Origin of the sequence: Oribacterium sinus (genome assembly GCF_963553175.1) — a bacterium.
Taxonomy (GTDB): Bacteria; Bacillota; Clostridia; order Lachnospirales; family Lachnospiraceae; genus Oribacterium; species Oribacterium sinus_B.
In genome coordinates this window covers 18048-38265 of sequence record NZ_CAUVME010000025.1, presented here as the reverse complement: position 1 = coordinate 38265, position 20218 = coordinate 18048, and the positions used below count along the sequence as shown (strand labels likewise).

16 protein-coding genes and 1 other RNA gene are annotated in these 20218 nt (G+C 43.1%); 4 read left to right on the top strand and 13 right to left on the bottom strand.

Translation table 11 applies throughout. The annotated features are described in order from the left end of the window. The 6 genes from RYO92_RS07790 to ssrA form a co-directional block, all read right to left on the bottom strand. Positions 1-1769: transglycosylase domain-containing protein (locus RYO92_RS07790; RefSeq protein WP_315370020.1), on the bottom strand; the 1769-nt coding region annotated here is incomplete at its 3' end. A 112-nt stretch (positions 1770-1881) separates the two neighbouring features. Beyond that, positions 1882-2781: an RsiV family protein gene (locus RYO92_RS07785; protein ID WP_315370019.1), complete on the bottom strand. Its 900-nt coding sequence runs from the start codon at positions 2779-2781 to the stop codon at positions 1882-1884. Beyond that, on the bottom strand, positions 2778-3338 hold the full coding sequence (locus RYO92_RS07780; protein WP_007155999.1) for an RNA polymerase sigma factor: 561 nt from the start codon (positions 3336-3338) through the stop codon (positions 2778-2780). Before RYO92_RS07780 ends, RYO92_RS07785 begins: the two co-directional genes overlap by 4 nt. Before the next feature lie 71 nt (positions 3339-3409). Continuing rightward, positions 3410-3775: a hypothetical protein gene (locus RYO92_RS07775; protein WP_007155998.1), complete on the bottom strand. Its 366-nt coding sequence runs from the start codon at positions 3773-3775 to the stop codon at positions 3410-3412. 79 nt (positions 3776-3854) lie between these two features. Continuing rightward, positions 3855-5534, bottom strand: coding sequence for a transcription termination factor Rho (gene rho, locus RYO92_RS07770; protein WP_315370018.1), 1680 nt, complete (start codon positions 5532-5534; stop codon positions 3855-3857). 139 nt (positions 5535-5673) lie between these two features. Continuing rightward, positions 5674-6013, bottom strand: a transfer-messenger RNA (tmRNA) gene (ssrA, locus tag RYO92_RS07765). Positions 6014-6382: 369 nt separating this feature from the next. Between ssrA and RYO92_RS07760 the strand changes: the two genes are divergently transcribed. The 3 genes from RYO92_RS07760 to RYO92_RS07750 all read left to right on the top strand — a co-directional run bounded on the left by RYO92_RS07760 (position 6383) and on the right by RYO92_RS07750 (position 10392). Further along, positions 6383-7480: a glycerol dehydrogenase gene (locus tag RYO92_RS07760; protein ID WP_183684852.1), complete on the top strand. Its 1098-nt coding sequence runs from the start codon at positions 6383-6385 to the stop codon at positions 7478-7480. 323 nt (positions 7481-7803) lie between these two features. After that, on the top strand, positions 7804-9849 hold the full coding sequence (locus tag RYO92_RS07755) for a leucine-rich repeat domain-containing protein (RefSeq protein ID WP_315370017.1): 2046 nt from the start codon (positions 7804-7806) through the stop codon (positions 9847-9849). A gap of 120 nt (positions 9850-9969) precedes the next feature. Further along, positions 9970-10392 carry a hypothetical protein gene (locus tag RYO92_RS07750; protein WP_315370016.1) on the top strand — a complete coding sequence of 141 codons (423 nt, stop codon included), beginning with the start codon at positions 9970-9972 and terminating at the stop codon, positions 10390-10392. Between the two features lie 584 nt (positions 10393-10976). Here RYO92_RS07750 and RYO92_RS07745 read toward each other — a convergent pair. The 3 genes from RYO92_RS07745 to RYO92_RS07735 all read right to left on the bottom strand — a co-directional run bounded on the left by RYO92_RS07745 (position 10977) and on the right by RYO92_RS07735 (position 13192). Beyond that, positions 10977-11477 carry a DUF2442 domain-containing protein gene (locus tag RYO92_RS07745; protein ID WP_183684855.1) on the bottom strand — a complete coding sequence of 167 codons (501 nt, stop codon included), beginning with the start codon at positions 11475-11477 and terminating at the stop codon, positions 10977-10979. A gap of 12 nt (positions 11478-11489) precedes the next feature. Beyond that, complete coding sequence (locus RYO92_RS07740) at positions 11490-11744, bottom strand: DUF4160 domain-containing protein (protein ID WP_183684856.1); 255 nt, start codon at positions 11742-11744, stop codon at positions 11490-11492. Positions 11745-11914: 170 nt separating this feature from the next. Further along, positions 11915-13192 carry a M20 metallopeptidase family protein gene (locus RYO92_RS07735; RefSeq protein WP_315370015.1) on the bottom strand — a complete coding sequence of 426 codons (1278 nt, stop codon included), beginning with the start codon at positions 13190-13192 and terminating at the stop codon, positions 11915-11917. Between the two features lie 455 nt (positions 13193-13647). Between RYO92_RS07735 and RYO92_RS07730 the strand changes: the two genes are divergently transcribed. After that, entirely contained in the window at positions 13648-16104 is a 2457-nt protein-coding gene (locus RYO92_RS07730; RefSeq protein WP_315370014.1) for a Cna B-type domain-containing protein, read from the top strand. Positions 16105-16400: 296 nt separating this feature from the next. Here the strand turns inward: RYO92_RS07730 and pcp are convergent, their stop codons facing one another. The 4 genes from pcp to RYO92_RS07710 form a co-directional block, all read right to left on the bottom strand. Next, positions 16401-17003 (bottom strand): pyroglutamyl-peptidase I, encoded by a 603-nt coding sequence (gene pcp, locus RYO92_RS07725; RefSeq protein ID WP_308579249.1) that lies wholly within the window; start codon positions 17001-17003, stop codon positions 16401-16403. 94 nt (positions 17004-17097) lie between these two features. Continuing rightward, a complete protein-coding gene (locus tag RYO92_RS07720; RefSeq protein ID WP_315370013.1) occupies positions 17098-18324 on the bottom strand; it encodes an adenylosuccinate synthetase in 1227 nt (408 codons plus the stop codon). A 126-nt stretch (positions 18325-18450) separates the two neighbouring features. After that, positions 18451-19335: a hypothetical protein gene (locus tag RYO92_RS07715; protein ID WP_308579247.1), complete on the bottom strand. Its 885-nt coding sequence runs from the start codon at positions 19333-19335 to the stop codon at positions 18451-18453. 9 nt (positions 19336-19344) lie between these two features. Next, entirely contained in the window at positions 19345-20214 is an 870-nt protein-coding gene (locus RYO92_RS07710) for a hypothetical protein (RefSeq protein WP_315365351.1), read from the bottom strand. Between the last annotated feature and the right edge of the window lie 4 nt (positions 20215-20218).

Below are 20218 nucleotides of genomic sequence, written 5' to 3'. Positions count from 1 at the left end.
CCTCTGGTCAGACCGCCCAGTGCTAAGGCAGGATTGGCATCCTCCGGTACAAGGGAGGTAATGCCTAGGGATTCCGCATAGCGAAATCCGTTTTCCACCTTTACCGTATCCATAAGGCAACGAACTGCCACGATATTCAAGGAATAAACGATACCGTCTCTGATGCTCTGAAATCCAAGGTAACCTCCGGAATACCAGTTTTTAAAGGTTTTCTTTCCAACCGTATACTCGGAATCATAGTAGGTAGATGCTAATGTAGCGCCGTATAGATCGATAGCGGGCGCAAAGGAGGAAAGAATCTTAAAGGTGGAACCGGGCTGTCTAAGCACGTTAGAGGCTCTATTTAATGTCTTACTCTGCTTCTTCTCTCCTCGGCCTCCCGTTAAAGCCAGAACCTCTCCTGTGGAAGGATCCATTAAGACAAAGGATGCCTGAGGCTGTAAAACATAGTCAATGCTTTCTCCCAAAATCTTATCCGAATCCACCACAACCTTATTCTTAAATTCCTCAACTCGCTTGTTGGCCTGATCCTTGGAACTGAACAAACCGTTAAAGTCCAGTCCTCTACCTTCTTTTAAGTATTTCTCTAAATCCTTTTCGCCGTAGTTAACAATGCTGCCATCCTCATGCTGGATGGTTAATCGCCAGGTAATGGAATATTTCGCCGTATCATAGTTGTCCGGATTATTAATTTCCTCATCCACAACAGCCTGTAAATCCGGATCCTGGTTGGCATAAATCCGTAAGCCGCCGGAATACAGTAGCTTGGTGGCGTCTTCCTTACTGTAATTGAGACGCTCCATAAGGCTGTCCACCACCTGTTCCGTCAGCTCATCGGTATAATAGGAGTAGGGCTTATCGTCTCCCTGGCTCACGGAATTCACATTCTGGATTCTTTCATAAACCGGATCCTGCAAAGCCTCTTGGTAGCGGGCATCATCAATATAGCCCTGCTTTAACATATTTTTTAAAACCTGTGCTCTACGGATTGCATTCTTATCAGGATGGGTAATGGGATTCAAGCCGGAAGGATTCTTGGTAATCGCCGCAATAACTGTACATTCCGAAAGGTTGAGCTCCGTAACTTCTTTATTGAAATATCTTCTTGCGGCGACCTTTACCCCTAAGGTATTGGCTCCCAGATTAATAGTATTCAAATACTCCGTCAGAATACTCTTCTTCACTTCCTTCTTGCTTAAATTACTCTGATCCTCCAGCTCCAGGGCCAAATACTGCTCCTGAAACTTTCGAACATAACGCTCAAACTTTCCTTCATGCAAGCCTCCGCCGAAAACATTGTTTTTCAGAAGCTGCTGGGTGATGGTAGAGCCTCCGCCGGCAGAACTGTCATCGGAAACCACACCCTTGATAGCACGCATAATGGAACGAAAATCGATACCGTTATGGCTCCAAAATCGTTCATCTTCTATGGCTACAAAGGCATTGATTAAATCCTTGGGAAGCTCCTCATAACTCACTCTTTCCCGGTTAGAGCCTTCCGTAACCAAGGTGGACATAAGATTTCCTTTTTTATCGTAAATCTTGGTAGCATATTCTGTAGGTCCTACGTGGATCTTATGAATATCCGGTGCGGAATCTAAAATTCCCCGGAACAAGCCATAGGAAAAGGAGGCTCCCAGAAAAAGACTTGCCAGCAAGAGAAAGAGGCATAGACTCTTAATAATCCCCGTGAGTCTATGCCAAATACGAGCTCTTTTGCTCTTCATTTCATCTATGCGATTCTCTATATTATACCGTGTAAAATTCATATTCTTCCCTAAAATCACAAGCTCCGACAGGATGCTCCTTACATTTCCCATCCTAAAATATATACCGCTCTATTTTAGCATAAAGTATAGAAAGAAAACACAGTATTTTCCCTTAAGCCTTCCAAATTCTGTCCGGCATAACAAATTGCTGTTCTCCCTGTGCCATAGGAGCCACTTCCCCCTGAGGGAAAACCAAAACCAGCTTTCCTTCTCCATTAATATAGAAGCTTTGATCCTTCTTTACCTCAGTAAAGCCTTCATCATCCTCTCCGTCTTGGATAAAGTAGGGAAAGTCTCCCTTCTGATTATGAGCCTTCATCTGGGAAACCACTTCCTCGGACAGAAGCTTCTGATAATCCGTTCCTTTCGGAAACAGATCGGAAAGCTGCAAAAGTTTTCCGCTATGCTTATCCATAGTATAATAATGGTTCTGGGTAAAGCTGTCTCCCTCCTGTTGCAAAGCGCTCAGAGCCAAGACATAATAATCCTCGGAATCCAAAATCACTTGAGAGGAAACGGACAAATTCTTATATTCACTGCTTTGAATTTCCTGCTTAAAAGAGGCAATCAGTTCGTCGGTTTTCTTCTCTATATCAAAATTAATAGCCTGAGCAGAATTAGCCTTTTCCGATTCCTTGGAAGCCACACTTCCGGCTTCCTTACCCTTAGAAGCGTTCGCCTCTCCGCTATTCTTAATCTCGCTTTCGTCGCTTCCCTGTTCCAGCTTCGGCACTACCACCTCTGCCTTATGATTTCCGTCCTCGAAGGAATATTTTCGGAAAGTAATCAGCTGAAAATAAGAGCCGATTCCCGGTATGCTTTGCAAAGCATAGGCAGTTTCTTTCGATAGATTAGGCAGTAACAAAAGCAGACAAAAGCAAGCCGCAATTGCAGAAGAAAAATATCGAATAGGAAATTTTTTTATTTTTTTCCTTGTTCTCTCATCTTCCGCTTCCTCTATGAAGCGCTCATCGATTTGAGAAAAGGCTTCTACAAAATCCCAGTCTTTCATGCGATTCCCTCGTCTTTTAAATACTTTGCCAAAGCTTGTCTGGTACGGTGCAGGCTGACTTTCACCTTGCTTTCCGTAACTTGAAAGGCTTTTGCTATTTCCTGTATCTCATCATGATAAAAATATCTTCTTACAAAGAAAACTCTCGTTTCCTTCTTTTGCTTTTCCAAAAACTGATTTAAGGCATCCACCAAAGCCTGTTGATTCACATGTTCTTCCACATTGTCCGATGAAAAATGCAAATCTTCTCCAAGCTCTTCTACGCTTTCCGTAAAGCCCTCGGAAAAACGCTTTTTAGCCTTCAACATTTTTAATTTATTAATAGAAGTATTCTTTACAATTTTTCCCAGATAAGCTCTGAGAAACTGAGGGCGTTCCGGAGGAATGGCCTGCCAGGCCTTCAGCCAGGTATCATTGAGACACTCCTCCACATCCTCTCTTTGGGACAGCACCTGAGAAGCAATCTTTCCGCAGTAAGCTTTAAAATTCTCCTGCAGAGCTGTCAAGCCCTCTTCCTTTCTTTGCCATAATAAGTCTATAATTTCTTGCTCTTCCATAGTTCTCCTTTAGCTTTTTATGGGACTTAGAAAGGATAAGGCAAAATATTGATTTCTTTGTGAATTTTCTATTAGGCCTTCTTTACAGATAGAATGGTTCCGGTAAAGGAATCCACTTCGGATAATTCTCCAGTGTACTCTACGGTAACCTCATCTCCCTCTTTTACCTCACTAAGCCCTTCCGGAGCCTTATCAAAGTTCAGAGCATACTCCTTGCCATCATCGGTTTTAATGGAGAACATAAAGTCCTTTACTTCCAAAATGCTTCCTTTGATTTCCTTGGCATCCTTTGCTTTCTCTGCTCCTGCCTTCGCACTTTCCTGTGCTGCGGAAGACTCTGTCTTAGCGCCCTCAGACTGCTTTGTCTCTTTTCCTCCACAAGCCATCAGTCCAATACTCATCATTAAAGCTAATACAACAATTCCGGTCTTTTTCATAGTAATTCCTCCATCTTTATCAATGTTTCGGAAGCGAATTCTTCCGACATTTGGAAAGACAGAGGAAATCTCTAAAAGGTTACAAATTATTTTTATTTATTTTTATGACTGCTTTTTCCCCTCCGATTCGGCCGCTGCTTTGCAAGGTCTTCCCCCGAACCAGGGTTTCGCAAAGACTGATATTATTTACGGTACGGTCAAAAAGGCTCAATGTCTCCTCCACCACAGTTTTCTTTTCCGAAGCAAGCTCTCTGTGTATAAGATCCGCCGCATCCTTTTCCAAGGGACTAAGTAGTAAATCATCCCTTCTGGTTCCGGATTTTAAAATGTCTATAGCCGGGAAAATTCTTCTTTCCTGAAGCTCACGATTCAAAACAAGTTCCATATTTCCTGTGCCTTTAAATTCTTCGTAGATGACATCATCCATGCGGGAGCCGGTATCTACCAATGCGGTAGCTAAAATCGTTAAGCTGCCTCCCTCTCGGATATTTCTGGCTGCACCGAAGAAACGTTTGGGCATATGGAGAGCCGCAGAATCCATACCGCCGGACAAGACCTTTCCGGAGGATGGAACAATCAGGTTATAGGCTCTTGCCAGTCTGGTGATACTGTCCAAAAGAATACAAACATCCTGTCCCTGCTCTACCAGACGTTTTCCCCGTTCAATGGTCATCTCCGCCACTCTTTTATGATGCTCCGGCAACTCATCAAAGGTGGAATATATCACCTGTACCTTATCCCCCACAACTTCTTCCATCATATCCGTCACTTCCTCGGGACGCTCATCAATCAGAAGAATCATCAAGGTCATATCCGGCTGATTTTTCAGAATAGACTGGGCAATCTGCTTTAAAAGCGTGGTTTTTCCTGCCTTTGGAGGAGAAACAATCATTCCTCTTTGTCCCTTTCCGATAGGGGCCAAAAGATCCAGCACTCTTAAAGAGATAGGCACTCTTTTTCCTTCTCTTTCCATATGAATTCTTTCATCCGGGAAAATGGGGGTCAGCTTATCAAAATCCGGTCTTCTAAAAATGGCGGAAACCGGTAAATCATTCACCGTTTCAATATACAAAAGAGCATTGTATCTTTCCTGGGGATTTCTGGACTTGGCATAACCGTAAATCATATCCCCTGTTTTCAAATGAAAACGACGAATCATCAGAGAATTCACATAGACATCCTGCTCTCCCGGCATAAAGTTTTCGGAACGAATAAAACCATAGCCGTCTGCCATAACCTCCAGGATTCCATGGGCTTCCTTGGCATCCGTGTCTCTGGGGCCTTCTCTACGAACTTCTTCTCTGGGCACATTGTCCTGAGAAGAAGTGTCAAAAGTCTCTTCTCCAACCTCAGGGTTTGGGGCGCTTTCTTCAATAGACTCATTGGAGACAGCATCTTTTACTTTCGTTGCTTCAGATTTCACAGCTACAGTTTTCGTTGCTTCAGTTTTCTTTACTTCTGTCTTCTCTTTATTCGCTACAGTCTTCTCTTTTTTTACTCTCCCCTTTTCCGCCTTCACTGCGTCCCGGTCTTCCTTCACTGTCGCCGTCTCTTCTGTGACAGACTCATCCTCCAAAGGGGACTTTTTTCTGCTTCTTGTTTTTTTCTCAACGGATTGTACCTCCGTCTCCCTATCCGCTGATAAGGATGCATCTTTCTTTTTTGCAGAGACTTTGCGCGGTTTTGTGCCGGCTTTGCTCTCCTCCGTCCCAGTCTGCAGCAGTTCTTCTTGAATCTCCGTGGATTTTTTTCTTGGCATAAATACTCCTTTGATGGAAAAAATGAAAAATAATATAGAATTACTTTATTAAAATGAATAAGCTAGGAAGTTTGATTCAGGGGAAGCCCTGATAAGAAAAGAGGGACGGAAATCCGAGAAGATTTCCTCCCTATGTTTAGGATGGACCTGATGGGAGTCGAACCCATGTCCGAAAACGAATTCCCTCTCCTTCTACTATCATAGTACGCTTCAAGATTCCCCACTAGGATAAGATGCGCACGTCTTGTCCCAGCCGGTATCCTCTAAATACGCCCGGTTGCGGGAGGAACCGCAACAGTCGTTTCTCACAAAAATGAGGTCAGGATCTTCCCGTGTGAGTGCAGAAAGGCTGGCCAGCAGCGCTTAGGCTGCTAATGCGTAACTATCGTTAGCGTTTAAATTTAAGTTTGAAGTTTAACGCGACTTCTTTCGGATAGCTTCTAAAGCTGCATCATCCCCGTCGAAACCGGTACAAGCCCTAAAACAGTCTTATTGTACGAGGAAAATAGCTATTTGTAAAGGATTAGCTTTATTTCTTTATCAACTGACAAAATCTTTACTCTATTCTTGATTCTCCATCATTTTGAAAGAAAAGAATACTGTTTAATGAAAGATTTTAGCAGATATTTTTCTATCCCCTCATAGAAGAAAGCAATAACTCTTCTATATTAGACAAATATACATTTTCTCCTTCTGTTTTTCCTCTTCCGTGCTACAATAAGATTGTTAAATAAATAACCATTCCTTTTCAGAACACTTTTCCCTAAAAGCTGTTCAAAAAGCTATGGACTAAGTTGTACAAAGAGTCTGGAAAAGAAATTGCTTGAAAGATGCCAAGGAGGTTCAAAATGAAAAAGCTTAGAGAAATGAGAAATCCGTTGAAATATGTTCAGGGTAGAGACGCTTTGCTTTCCTTCTGTAAGGAAACAGAGTATATGGGAAAAAATTACCTCTTTGTCTGCTCTCATAGTGCCTATGAAGCCTGCCATGATAAATTAGAAAAAAGCTTCGAAGGAACGGATAAAGTTCGTCATTATGAAATCTTCGGAGGCATTTCCAGTGAATCGGAAATTGCCAGAATGCGGAAAATCGTAGAGGAACAGGGCATTGATACCGTGGTTGGTGTTGGTGGCGGTTCCGCCGTGGATACAGCGAAGGCAACAGCCTTTTATGAGAAGAAGCATATCGTCATTATCCCTACCGTTGTAGCCACCGATGCGCCCTGTACCGGTCTTTCCGTTATTTATCACGACGACGGATCCTTCAAGGAGTACCTCTTCTATCCCACCAATCCGGACTGTGTTCTGGTAGACAGCACCGTTATCGCCAATGCACCGGTACGCTTCTTAATTGCCGGTATGGGAGATGCGTTGGGAACCTATTTCGAAGGAAGAGCTTCTCTTCGTACCGAGTCTCCCAGTTTGGAAAATGCAGGAATTCCCGGAGCAGGAATGGTGCTTGCCAAGTACTGCTACGAGAATCTGAAGAAATATGGGGAGGCCGCTCTTCTTGCCTGTGAAAATCATGTAGTCACCAAGGCTTTGGAAAACATCATTGAAGCCTGTGTTTATCTCTCCGGTGTAGGAGCTGACAATGTCAATGTTGCCGCAGCCCATTCCTTCTACAACGGTCTTACTTCTTTAGGCGGTCACAGCGCTCCCCACGGAAACTGTGTAGCCTTTGGTACTCTGGTACAACTTTGTCTTGAAGGAGTAAAGAAAGAGGAATTTGACGAGGTTCAAGATTTCTGCGTTGCCGTAGGACTTCCCATCACCTTGGCGGAGCTTGGTGATTTTTCCGATGCAGATCTCCACACCATCGCAAAAAATGCCTGTGTTCCCGGAGAAACCATCCATAACCTGGCAGGAGATGTGACGGAAACAGAGCTTTATGATGCCATGATTGCGGCAGATGCCTTAGGTAAGAAGAAAAAGGGAAGCTGTTAAACGATACAGAAATAATTTTTTCAATTCTTTATCATCAAGTCTCCATAAGTACATGGATTATCACCGACATTATCGATAATCCATGTGCTTATTTTTTATCGCCGGCTATATCCTATTCAATGTGCTTTTTATCGCCGGCTATATCCTATTCAATGTGCTTTTTTATCGCCATTTAAAGTGTATTGTATAGCATCAGAAATTGAGTCTGAAAATACATAAAATGCTCCATTTGGATAAGAAAAATCCTTTTCTATCCCCTTGAATATCCAAATTAAATATTGTAAATTACTAGAGAAAATTAAAAAATAAAATCAGGAGCTTTTATGAAACTTACAAAAATCGTCTGCCCTAATTGTAACGGCACATTGGATATTCCAGAGGGAATGAAGGAAGGCTTTGTGAGCTGTAAATTTTGTAATACCAAGATTTACCTGGAACCTCACAAACCGGATATCACACAAAACATCCATATTGACAAAGTAAACTACAATACTCCCTATACAGCTCCCCCAAAAAAGGAATCCCCAAAATATCTATTAGGGATTCTTCTTGCGGTACTATTTTTACCAAGTATCATTATATTCCTTAGCTTAAGTCGAATTTTCTATCAAAGCTCCGGCTCCTCCACCTCCATTGTAGCAAGTCCAAGCTACTGCACTACGCCGGAGGACAGCACTGTAATCCGCTTCGTGGAACAGGTCTTCGCTAAGCCCGTCTCGGAACTGACTCCGGAGGACTATGCCTCCATTCAATATTTGGATATCCGGAAAAAATCGGGAAAAAGTGACAATGCCGCTGAACAATGGGTATTTTCGTATGCTGAAAGCGTAGATGAAGCAGGAGAAGCTTTAGAAAAAAAGACCATTTTCCTCCCCTCTACAGACTCCATCGACGAATCCAGCCTTCAGCCCTTTACGGGTCTAGTGAGCCTAAATTTAGATGGAAATATAAGCTTCAGCTATGATAATACGAGCTATAGCCAAGATTTGAAAAATCTAGGCAATTTAAAGTATTATTCCGACCACTATATCTATGCCGCAGATTTAAAAAGGATTCTTCCCCATCCGGAGGAGATTTTAGGAATTTCCGGAGTGAATTTTTCCCATACTTTATCCACATATTGGTCTCAAGATAACGAAGAGATAAGCATTGAAAATATCTTGAGCGAATTCACTTCTTTGGAATCTCTTGGCGTTCGTGTAGATGAAGATTATGAGGGCGGGCTGCTTTTTCTAAGGAACCTTCCCTCTTTAAAAAGTCTCTCCCTTAATATTATAGGAAATGATGCGGTGGTTTTAGACCTTTCCCCCCTTTCTTCTCTTAGTAACTGTACCGATCTTTCCATTACCGGCCCCAATAATGAGCCTCTGGACAATGTTAGTGTTTTATCCGGTATGCCTCAGCTTGAAAATCTAAAGCTTAAGGATATAACAAGCCTAAAGGATTTAAGCTTTGTAAAAAACATGCCCAAGCTAAAGAGCTTGAGTTTAGATACCTTACCTATTCTTTCCTTAGACGGGCTGGCCAATCATCTATCCTTAAACAGCTTATATCTGGATTGCCATGATGTGGAAAATGTAAATGCTTTGTCTACATTAAGTTCTTTACAAAAACTATACATTGACTATCATAACTATGATATTCCGGATTTACACGGCTTAACAGCTTTGGAAGAAGCGAATCTTTTGGTTTGGGATTTGGACAAGATTGCCCACATGCCCTCTTTAAAGAAGCTAACGGTTCGAAACTATATGTCCGATTACAGTGCCGACATTTTGCGGGGAATGAATTCTCTGACCGACTTAAGTTTTGTGGGATCCGGAATCACCGGGCTGGTAGATACGGACTTGGGAAATGTGTTGCGGGAGCTTCCTGCCTTGGAACGACTGACCATGCTGGGAACTCCTATGGACCGCTATAAGGATTACACGAAAGCCCTTTCCAATATCGGGGTAAGGGAAATGTACTTTTATCCTGAGGATGACAGTAATGTAGCGGATGGTCCGGTTCTCAGCCTTTCCTTAAGCCGAATGGAAGACGACAATAGTACGGAAATTCTAGCCCTGGAAAAGGCGGAGATTCATAATGTAGATGATGACAGCAAGAATTTTGATCAAAATGCCAAAGCTTATCTATCTCATTTTAAGGCAGTAAAAAAGCTAATAATTCCCGGAAATAAATTGCAAAGTCTGGATTGTCTGGAAGGATTAAATACTATCGAAGAGCTGGATATCTCCGATAATTACATTTCCGATATCAGTATGCTAAGAAATCTCCCGAATTTAAAGAAGGTAAAGCTGTCCGGAAATTCCATCGCCAACATGGAGATCCTACCGGATACGGTAGAGGTGGTGGATTCCTTTGATTAGGAAAATTTGTGTACTGAAAGTTCAGGAATGAGAACGTATCATTCAGGGCTATACGATTTCAAAAAAAGGCAAAATTCTGTTTGATATCCATGGAAAATTCAAGGCAGAAAGAGGAGGCAAATGAAATTTTTTTACTATTTTATAGAAGGAAGTAGGAGTACATATCAATCCCCATTTTTAGTCCAACTTCTTCTCCTTCTCATAGGCCTTATTTGGCTGTTCCGACGTCTAATCATCTTAAGAACAGGGGGCAGTTTTTTTGCCCCCTACCATATCGTGGGAGATACTCTTTATATTCAAGCAGGATTAATCTGTATCGGAAAACGGGCCATTCCCTTTTCCGAGATGCGTGCCGTCCATGTGGATCCTATCCATAACCGTCATGGAGAAAGATATTATGCTATTCAAATTCTGAGAAAGTCCGGACTGCATAAGTTCTTCACCATTACGAATAATGAACAGGGCAAGGTGTATCTGGAAGAATTGAAGGAAGCTTTGCGAAAGCATGGCGTGGGGGTACGATATCTTTCCAAAGAGTATTGAGGAAAGGACTGTAATCGAAAAAATTCGCTCTGATGCAGTAGGAGACTGCAATGGGGGCACGCTCCCGCTAACCTCGCATCTGCGAAGGAAAGGACTGTGTTCATCACTAATATTCGCTCTGATGCAGCATAGGGCTGTTAGGGGACACGCTCCCGCTAACCTCGCCTTCGCAGCGGTACTAACTTCAAGCTTCGCATTGCTCGCTTTCAGTAAGTACCGGCGGGCTCAGATTGTTCCCATTACAGACTCTACTGCATTATTAGCTTCATCTTCTGAACCTTTACAGTCCTTTACTGTCCTGAATTACTGTAAGTTCCTGCCGTTACTTACTCAGGCTTTGTCTATATTTCGTAACGCTCTTCCCGGTCCATATTGTAAATGCTCTGAGGAAGGAGTTTTGCTCTGCATAGCCCAGCAAGTCAGGGTTGAAACCGAGAAAGCAAAATGACACCCTATGAAGCAATATCATAGAGTTCCAATATTTCATCAATTTACGCCATTTGTCATTTTAAGCAAATATCAAAAGAAACTCTTCTCTTTCGAATTCTTTCACCAATCGGAACTACAACTGCTATAAATTTTCCTCAACTATTCTTTTTTTGATTTTGCAAAACTTTATATGGTGCTAAATCTTCAGAAACCAATCTCCTTTCAAACATAGGAATACCATACTCTCGTTTCATGGCATCAACAGTCACCACCCATTGTTTTCCATATTTACAGGCATCAACACCATTAACCAGCTTTCCATAAGTAATAGCCTTACGAAGGGTACTCTCATTTAGTCCCCATAGTCTGGTAGCATCAGTAAATGCTATAATATTATCAAATGGAGTTTGTACAGATTTTCCATTTTCAAAAAGTTCATCACAAGATAAGTCTAATTCATCATTCCAAATGATTCCATACCCTCCCACGTCAACTTCCACAGCAGAGAATAACTTAGGGTTTTCTTGTAGCGCCTTAAAAGCTGCCCATTTTGAAAATAAGGGTTTTACGTCATATATTTTCGTAATCCCTTCTACAAATTGAATACTTAAGAAAAAATTTGGAAGTGCACTGATCGCTTTAACTTTATGCATCATTTAAACAACTCCTTACTCTAATGGAGCAAGAGATTTAAACTCCTGCGTATCCCACATTTGCAAAAGATCTATTTTATGTAGCTCAATCCATTCCTTAACCATAGTTAATGCCTTAGGGGGCAAATACCCCTCCAAAATCTCGCCAGTCTGGATTGTAATAGCTGCCATTTCTTCACCATACAATGCGTGAATATGAGGCGGATTATGTTCTGCCTGTTGAAAATACATTCTAATGATAATTCCATAAAATCTGGATAATACCGGCATGTTATAGCTCCTTTATATTCATAATATCCACTCTGAACAAAGTGTATTTTATACTGCTTATTGTATCACGTTTCCGTGATTTTTTGTAAATTAATTTCACAAAAGAAGACAGGGAATTCTCCCTGCCTTTTTATCTCTTAATTTCCTCTAGAAAGCTTTTCTGAAAACTATTACAGCTTTTCCTTACTAAGTTCCTTCTCGAACTCCCGCACATACTCCACAAAATACTCCACCCCAAGTTTTAAGACATTTTCATCTATAGCAAAATAGGGGCTGTGCTGGGGATAACGAAGTTCTTCCTCCGGGAAGCCGGCACCAAGGAAAAGAAGGCATTTCGGTGCCTTAAACTTGGCAAAGTCCTCTCCCCCCATCTGAGGCTCCCAATCCAGCACATTTTCTTCCCCAAAGACCTTCGCAGCTGCTCTTCTTCCCGTATCCACACAGGCTGTATCGTTAATCATGGGAGGTGGCCCAAGGTGGTAGTCAACACTTATTTCCGTTCTTGTAGCCTCTGCCACACCCTTAGACACACGATTTAGAATCTCCGGATACTGCTTACGAATCTCCGGGTTAAAGGTTCTGGCCGTTCCCTTTAAATGAGCCTCTCCGGGAATAACGTTGTAGGCGTTACCGGAGCTAAATGAGGTGACGCTGATCACTGCCGGCTCCAAGGGGCTGATTTCTCTGGACACGATGCGTTGCAAAGACATTACCAGTTCCGATCCGGCAACAATGGGATCTACCGTCTGATGAGGCAGTGCGCCATGCCCTCCCTTTCCCTTTACGAAAATGTCAAAGGTGTCCGTAGCTGTCATCACCGCACCGTAACGAAGGGAGGCTGTTCCTGCCGGAAGCTTACTCCAAATGTGCAGAGCAATCATTCGATCACAGGAAAATGCCTCAGGATCCTCCTTCATATAGCCGGCTCCACTATCCTCAATGCACTCCTCTGCCGGTTGAAATAAAAGCTTTACAGTAACCGTAAGCTCCTCTTCCATTTGCTTTAAAAGCTTTGCCGTTCCCAGCAGGATGGTAATGTGAGTGTCATGACCGCAAGCATGCATCAAGCCCTCCGTCTTGGATTTCCACGGGCAGTCCGAAAGCTCCGTCACCGGAAGGGCATCAATATCTGCCCGGATTCCGATGACCTTTCCAGTAGACTTCTTTCCCTGAATGGTGGCAATGACACCGGTTTTACAGGATTTTTTATAGGGTATACCCAGCTTATCCAGATATTCCATGATTTTTTCCTGAGTATGATATTCCTGCCAGGACAGCTCCGGATGCTCATGAAAATACCGGCGAAGCTTCACCAGCTCTTCTTGAAAATCTTCCGGCATATCTGCTTGAATATCTTTTTGACTATCTGCTTGAATTTCTGCATGTCTTTCTGCGTGGATATTTGCTTGGATATCCGCTTCGTTATTTACTTTCTTATGATTATCCATTGTTTTTGCCTCCGTCCTTAATCTTAGCTTGAATACGTTTTCCTACTATTCTTTATTACTTTCTCTCCTACCGTTCTCTCCCACTATTCTATCCTACTATTCTTTCTTACTATTCTTTCTTGCTATTCTTTCTTGCTATTCTTTCCTACTGACCTTTCTTACTATACTTTCCTACTGTTCTTTCCCACTATTTTATCTTGCTATTTTCCCATTCTATTCGCTTTGAAAAGCCATGACAATACGATTTTTCCCATAAATCCGGGCAAAAACTCATACCCTTCAATATAGTTATTTATTTTTTAGCAATTATATACAAATTTTAAGAGCTTTTCTCTCTACGATTTTCTGTCCTTTAGTCCCATTTCTCCATAAAATAGCATTGTAAAATAACGATATTATGATATCATTAATTTATTTAAATAATTAATTTTGCTTATTTTAGGAGGTATTTACAAATGAGGACAATTCCCCAATTCATTATGAAGAGGGTCCAGGGACGGGTTTTAGCTGTTGTGACATTTTTACTTGCACTTACCCTATCTCTTGGATTTATGCCATCCAACCTGCAGAGGGTATATGCCCAGGAAGAGAATCTCTATCTGGATGGTAAAAACGGTAACGACGAGAACGATGGAACTACACAGGAAACTGCCGTAAAATCCTTCGAAAAAGCAAAACAAATGGCAACGGAAAATCCTTATATCGAGGTTATTTACGTTGTAGACACTGTTCCTGTTGACGGTGAAGTAAGTCTGGACAATACCAATGCCATTCTTATGAGAAACCCGGGATTTTCAGGATATCTTTTAAGCATTTCGGCCGGAAAAGAAGCTACACTTCGAAATATTACCATTGACGGTGGCGGAGAAAATGACGGAAAAACCAGAGAATCTCTGATTAAGGTTTCCGGCAATCTAAATATTGAAGAGGATGCCATCTTAGAAAACAATTTTGTAACCGTTACCGAAGGAATCGATGCTAACGGAGGTGCCATCTACGCGATTTCCGATACCAAAAAGGTTGTTATTAATATGACCGGCGGAATTATCCGGAACAATAGCGCTTTCTTTGGCGGCGGAGTATTTTTATTAGATAATACCACTTTCAATATGTCCGGGGGAGAAATCAGAGAAAACAAGGCCATTTCCCCAAATACTTTTAACGGCAATCCCTTTGTAAGTGGAGGCGGAATCTGCGCATACCGCAGTTCTACCATTAACCTAAGCGGCGATGCTTTGATTGCTGATAACTACTGTCATGAGTATGGAGGCGGTATTGCACTGGGTTCCATCATTGACGTTACCGAAGGGAATACCTTAAACATGACCGGCGGAACCATCAGCGGAAACAAAGCAGGAGCAAGCGGTGGCGGTATATTTATCCAGTGCGGACTGTCTACCGGAAATTCCGTTGCCAACATTTCCGAAGGAAAGATTATTAACAATGCCATGACCGGTGAAGGCTATGGAAACAAGCATTTTGGCGGCGGCGGTATCTACGTAAACGGTAAGGCGGAAATCCTTCGCGGTAAGCAGGGTGTTTTAAACCTGACCAATGCATTGATTACCGATAATACCGCAGGGACTGAAGGTGGCGGATATGCTTCCTGCCCCACTTCCAATACAGGAATTAATGTAAAGAACGGTGTGGCTATCTTCGGAAACCATTCTGAAAAGGCACAGGACATCTATATTGAAGCGGGATATCGCTACGGTTATGTAAGTAGCGGTTCTCCCAAGTATGCAATCTCCTCCTTTATGCTGGGTGGAACTCCCTATAACTGGAAAAATGATGAAAATGAAGAGCTTCCCATTAACAAGTTAGAGGGTGAGTTAAGTTCCGCCACAGGGGAAATCTTAGGATTACACACTGACGTTACTGAGGACGCTGAGGCGGAAGGCTTGGCCAAGGTCATCATTTCCGGAAATACCTCTGCTACCCGTGGTGGCGGAATCGGCTCCAACGGAACCGTAAACACCGGAGAAAAGAAGGTCATTTCCATCAAGGTCAATAAGACCTGGAAATACGACAATCCGGAAACCCGTCCTACCAGCATTATCGTAGAGCTTTATCGCGTAAATAAAGAAGACCCGGCAAATCCCATTTACATCGGCCAGGAGACCATGACCGAAGCCGATAATTGGAGCATTAGCTTTAAGAACCTTCCAAAGATTGATGAAAATGACGAACTTTACCAGTACACCATTAAGGAAAAAGGCGCTGAGGGGTATTCTGTGAAAATGAGCGGAAATCAAACCAGCGGATTTAAGCTTGTAAACGTTCCCGGAATCGTTCTTACCGTAGAAAAGAAGTGGAACGGCGAAAGTGCAAATCAGGTGGAGATTAAACTTTTGGCAGATGGCGCTACCAAGGAAAAGGTAACTCTTACCGAAGCTGATCAGTGGAAGCACAGCTTTGTAAATCTTCCCAAGTTTGACGCCAATGACGGACACGAGATTGTTTACACCGTAGAAGAGACGGCATTAAGCGGATATACCTCTGCAATTAGCGGAGATGCGGCTAACGGATATATTGTTACCAATACAAAGACTATTACTCCTCCAAGCCCAACTCCTGAAACACCGCCAACACCATCACCAAGACCGAACAGACCATCTACCCCTACGCCGTCCACTCCTACACCTTCTAATCCCACACCATCCACACCTCCTACCCCGACGGTAGCCGGTGAGTCCAGACCTACACCTACTCCGGACTCCAGTGAAGTAAGGGAAAATGAAGTGAATCCTGAGCTTGTTCCTCAGGTTTTAGGAGAATCCAGACCGGTAGCAGACAATAAGCGTGATACCCCAACCGGAGACAGCTCTCAGCTTCTCCTCTGGGCAGGCTTCTTCAGCCTATCCGTATTAGGACTTGCTTACTATGGATTGAAGAGAACAGCAAAGAGATAAAATTTCAAAAAAAGATGTCGTAGACTTTCTACGGCATCTTTTTTATATAAAAAGAGCTGAAATCTTTATAGCGACGCGCTGATGTAGTATAGGCTGTAATCGGGGCACGCTCCTGCTAACCTCGCCAACGCATCGGGTACTAAGCTTCAAGCATCACTTTGCTCGCTTTCAGCAAGTACCGGCGGGCTCAGATTGCCCCTCTTACAGCCTATACTACATCAATCGCTTTTAACTAAATAATTTAATTTATACAGCTCTTTTTATTCTAATAATTGATTTGAAAATTCTACAATATCTTATTTTGAAATTGCCTCTATGGAGGCTTTTAGTCCCTTGACGATATCCTGAAGGGACAAGGAGGGTTTATCTTTTTTCTCCTCTGTCTGTTCGGGGATATAGGGAACATGGATAAATCCTGCCTTAATGGGTAAGGCATTTATCTGAATATAATACAGTACCGAATACATCAAATGGTTACAGACATAGGTTCCTGCCGAGTTGGATAATGCCGCGGGAATCCCTTCTTTTTTGATGGCTTCCACCATGGCTTTTACCGGCAGAGTTGAAAAATAGGCATTTTCCCCATCGAGATAAATGGGCCTGTCCACCGGCTGATTGCCTTCGTTGTCCGGAATTCTGGCGTCATCTATGTTAATGGCAATTCTTTCCGGAGTAATCTCCGCCCTTCCTCCTGCTTGTCCTATGGAAAGGACAAAATCCGGCTTTTCTTTTTCTATGGTCTCTAGCACAAGTAGAGCAGACTTTCCAAAAACTGTTGGTACTTCTAACTTTAGAACTTCAAGATTTCCTATTTTGTCCGGCAAAAGCTTCATCGCCTCCAGCGCCGGGTTAATGCACTCCCCGTCAAAGGGAGTAAAGGCTGTCAGTAAAATTTTCATGGATTAGCCTCCGATTCTATTTCTTTTAAGAGCGTTACATAAGCATGAAATGCGTTGTTTACGAGATTTTCGAGGGAAGTTTAAGAGCTCTCTATCAAATATCTTTCAAGCAAGAAATCCCCAGCTCCTCTCCCTCTTTTTGAATTGTTTCAAAGGGAATGTTCCCCTCATCAAAGTATAGTTGATGTCCTGTTTCCGATAGTTGGGTAACAAGGATGGCGAGTTTGGGAAGGTAGGGACGTTTTGTTTCGCCCGTATGCTCTAAGCAATTTACAGAATCCCTATCTCTTAGTACCGGTGCAAAAAAGGCTTCCAGGCTCTCATGCTTTGCATAGCGTAAAGTCCCCTGCCATTCATTAGGCTGATTGGTCAGGTCCTCTCCCACGCCGGGAAGTTCAGAACGATTCACCTCACAGGGTAAAGGCCCATTTCCATGGCGGGTGACATAAGGTCGAGTTACATAGATGGCTTCCTCTAGGGATAAACCTCGTTTTTCTAAAAAGATAGCCGGATTATGGATGCCGGTTTTTGAAGAAGTCAAATGGGGAGCGTAAGCTTCATAGTCCTGATCCAAAAGCAAGCCCTGTCCTGTCTCAAAAATCAAATGCTGAAACTTCTCCAGCCATTTTCTATCCGCATCCACTAAGGTCAGGAGCTTCACATTCTCCTTCACTTCCTCTACAAAGTTTTCCAGAACCCTCTCATTGTTTAGCATCTCATAGTAGGGATTCATAAGATTCGATTGCCTCATGGCTTTCGAGGAAGCTGGTGCTTGAATTCCCACGATTTCCGCTCTTCTTTCCGTATACTCTTTTCGAATATGCTTTAAACGGTCTAATAATTCCTGATTACTCCATGTAGCAAGCTCTTCCACGGTAATTCCGTATCCGGCGGCATTTCGCTGCACACATTCCTCTATGCCCATACCGCAGGAGCCGTGGCGATTCTTGCCTCTGGCAAGTTCTGCACCCATATTTAAAAGTACGTCATCTATGGTTGTTATCCTAGCATTTTTTTCAGAATAAAGGATGGGCTGAAAGCCGAAGAGCTCCGTAAATTCTTTAACTTCCTTCCCCAGCTGAAACAAGTCCGGCATAAAGCTGTCGGCAAATAAAGTAGGCACATGGTACTCCGCTCCGGCGCCAATCTGATGATGGATAAAACGCCATTTTCCTTCCGGATCTTCTACCGTGTGCCCTGCCTGTCCGCCGCCATTATGTTTAATAATCAACGCATTCTTAAGGGATGAAGCAAGACAGCCGCAAGTAGAGCCCTTTCCTTCATCCCCAAAATTCTTGCCGATAACCGCAATTGTTCTCATAAATTAATATTGTTATCCTTTTGCTAATGACTTCTATTTCTTACAAGTATGAGTTCATTCCCTGCCATTAACTGCTATTTTCTCATAGCTAAATATTCAGCGCTGTGCCTATGACAGTGATTATGCTTATAGGAAAATATCTTCATCCCTTTGCAAGGATAGCTGTGCTAATGCCGCGCTAATCAGAGGACGATTGATTTCATCCCAACGACCAAGAACTTCCCCTAAAGCAGCTCCCTTTTGCAGCTGAATGGCACTGATAATGATTTCCGGAAGGCAGGAAATATCCTGTCTTTCCAGTACGATACAATGCCCCGGAAGCAGCTTCTCATTTTCCTGGCTGTGTCCACCAATCATGATATGGAAAACATGGAAGGATTGCTTTACTTCATTCAATAAATCCTCTTTTGTGACAGTCCTTTCGATTTCATCTCCTATAACCCGGGCAATCGTTGCCCCCACCGAATCACTACGAATCTCTGCCATATCTCCGATGGTGAAAAGGAAGCCCTTTTGCTGTCTTTTCTTCACCGCATCAATATTGGTATGGCGGGATAAGAATTCCCAAAGGCAGGTGGGTACCACCTGACCATTTCCATGATTTTCAAAGTAAATATCTAATAGCTGCTCGGCAATACGAATATCCGACTCAAACTGGGTGACCTGCAAGGGGGATGCATCCTGAAAATCCCCGTAAGCCGCACACATCAGGGCAGGATCTGCCACGGCGCCGGTGGAATAAAGCTTGGTAATCAGCTCATTTAAGGCTCCCGTTGCCAGCTCTACCGCAAGATAGCCCATGGAGCCGGTCACATCCAAGCCCACAACTATAGGGGTTGTATTGGGATGCTCCTCCGAGTCAAAACACTCTCTGGTGCCGATGAATTTCGGATTCATCTTGGGATTACATTCTCTTCTTGTAAATACTTCCTCAACCCTCTGCCCATTGGAGAGCTTTCTACTACTTTTCAATTTCTGCCAATCTGATGCTGAATAACTGCCGTAACCCATATTTTCCTCCTATTTCATCTTAACAAAACGATGACCGCCAAAGCCCTCTTCAATCACCTTATCCCATGCGCCGAAGTCCTGAAAGGCATCCCCTTCCGGCTCTGCCAATATAAATTCCTCCAAAAGAGCCGGACTATGGATATTTTCCGCCACGGATTTTGCGGTCTTTCGCAAATCCAGTAAATCCTGATTGCTACGCTTCCTTTCCACATTTCTCCAATCCCCAAAGAGCATCCCCTCATGAGTAAGAGAATTCACGAAAAGACTGGACGCGGTGATATCCCCGTGCTGAAGCTCCGAATATTCCAAGGCGCAACAGATATTTTCCATCCGTGAAATTACCCAGGCTAAATGCTCGGAAGCAAATGGGGCAAAGACCTCCGCAGGATAAAAGTAGGGCTTTCTGGTGAATATCAGACAGACCTTTCCGGCATCTAAAGCAATCTTAGACTTTAGCATAGGAAAGCACCTTGATAACTTTACATCCGCCTCCGGAAAGCTAAGACGAGCTAAGCCCTGCATAAAAGCATTTGCTCCATCCTCCCGGTCAAAGACATAGACCACCGACTCTCGGCACAAGTAACAAAGCATCTCCGGATAAGAATAACGATCCATATAGGAGAGGGTTAAATTCTTGCCATTTGCCATAGGATAGGTGGCAGTTCCCAGCTCTTCCCACAGGGCATCGCCGCTATAGTCATTTTCCTTCTCGCTTGCTTTCGCCTTGTAATAGGCCAAAAGCTTCTTCCGAAACTCATGATTCCCTTTGAATTCCGCATCGGACATAAAGGCTCTCGCCCCGCAATAGGGGCACTGAAACCCGCCGGCACTGCCAAGCTCCAACTGGGCGCCACATTGCTTACAACGATAGGTAATCATAGAC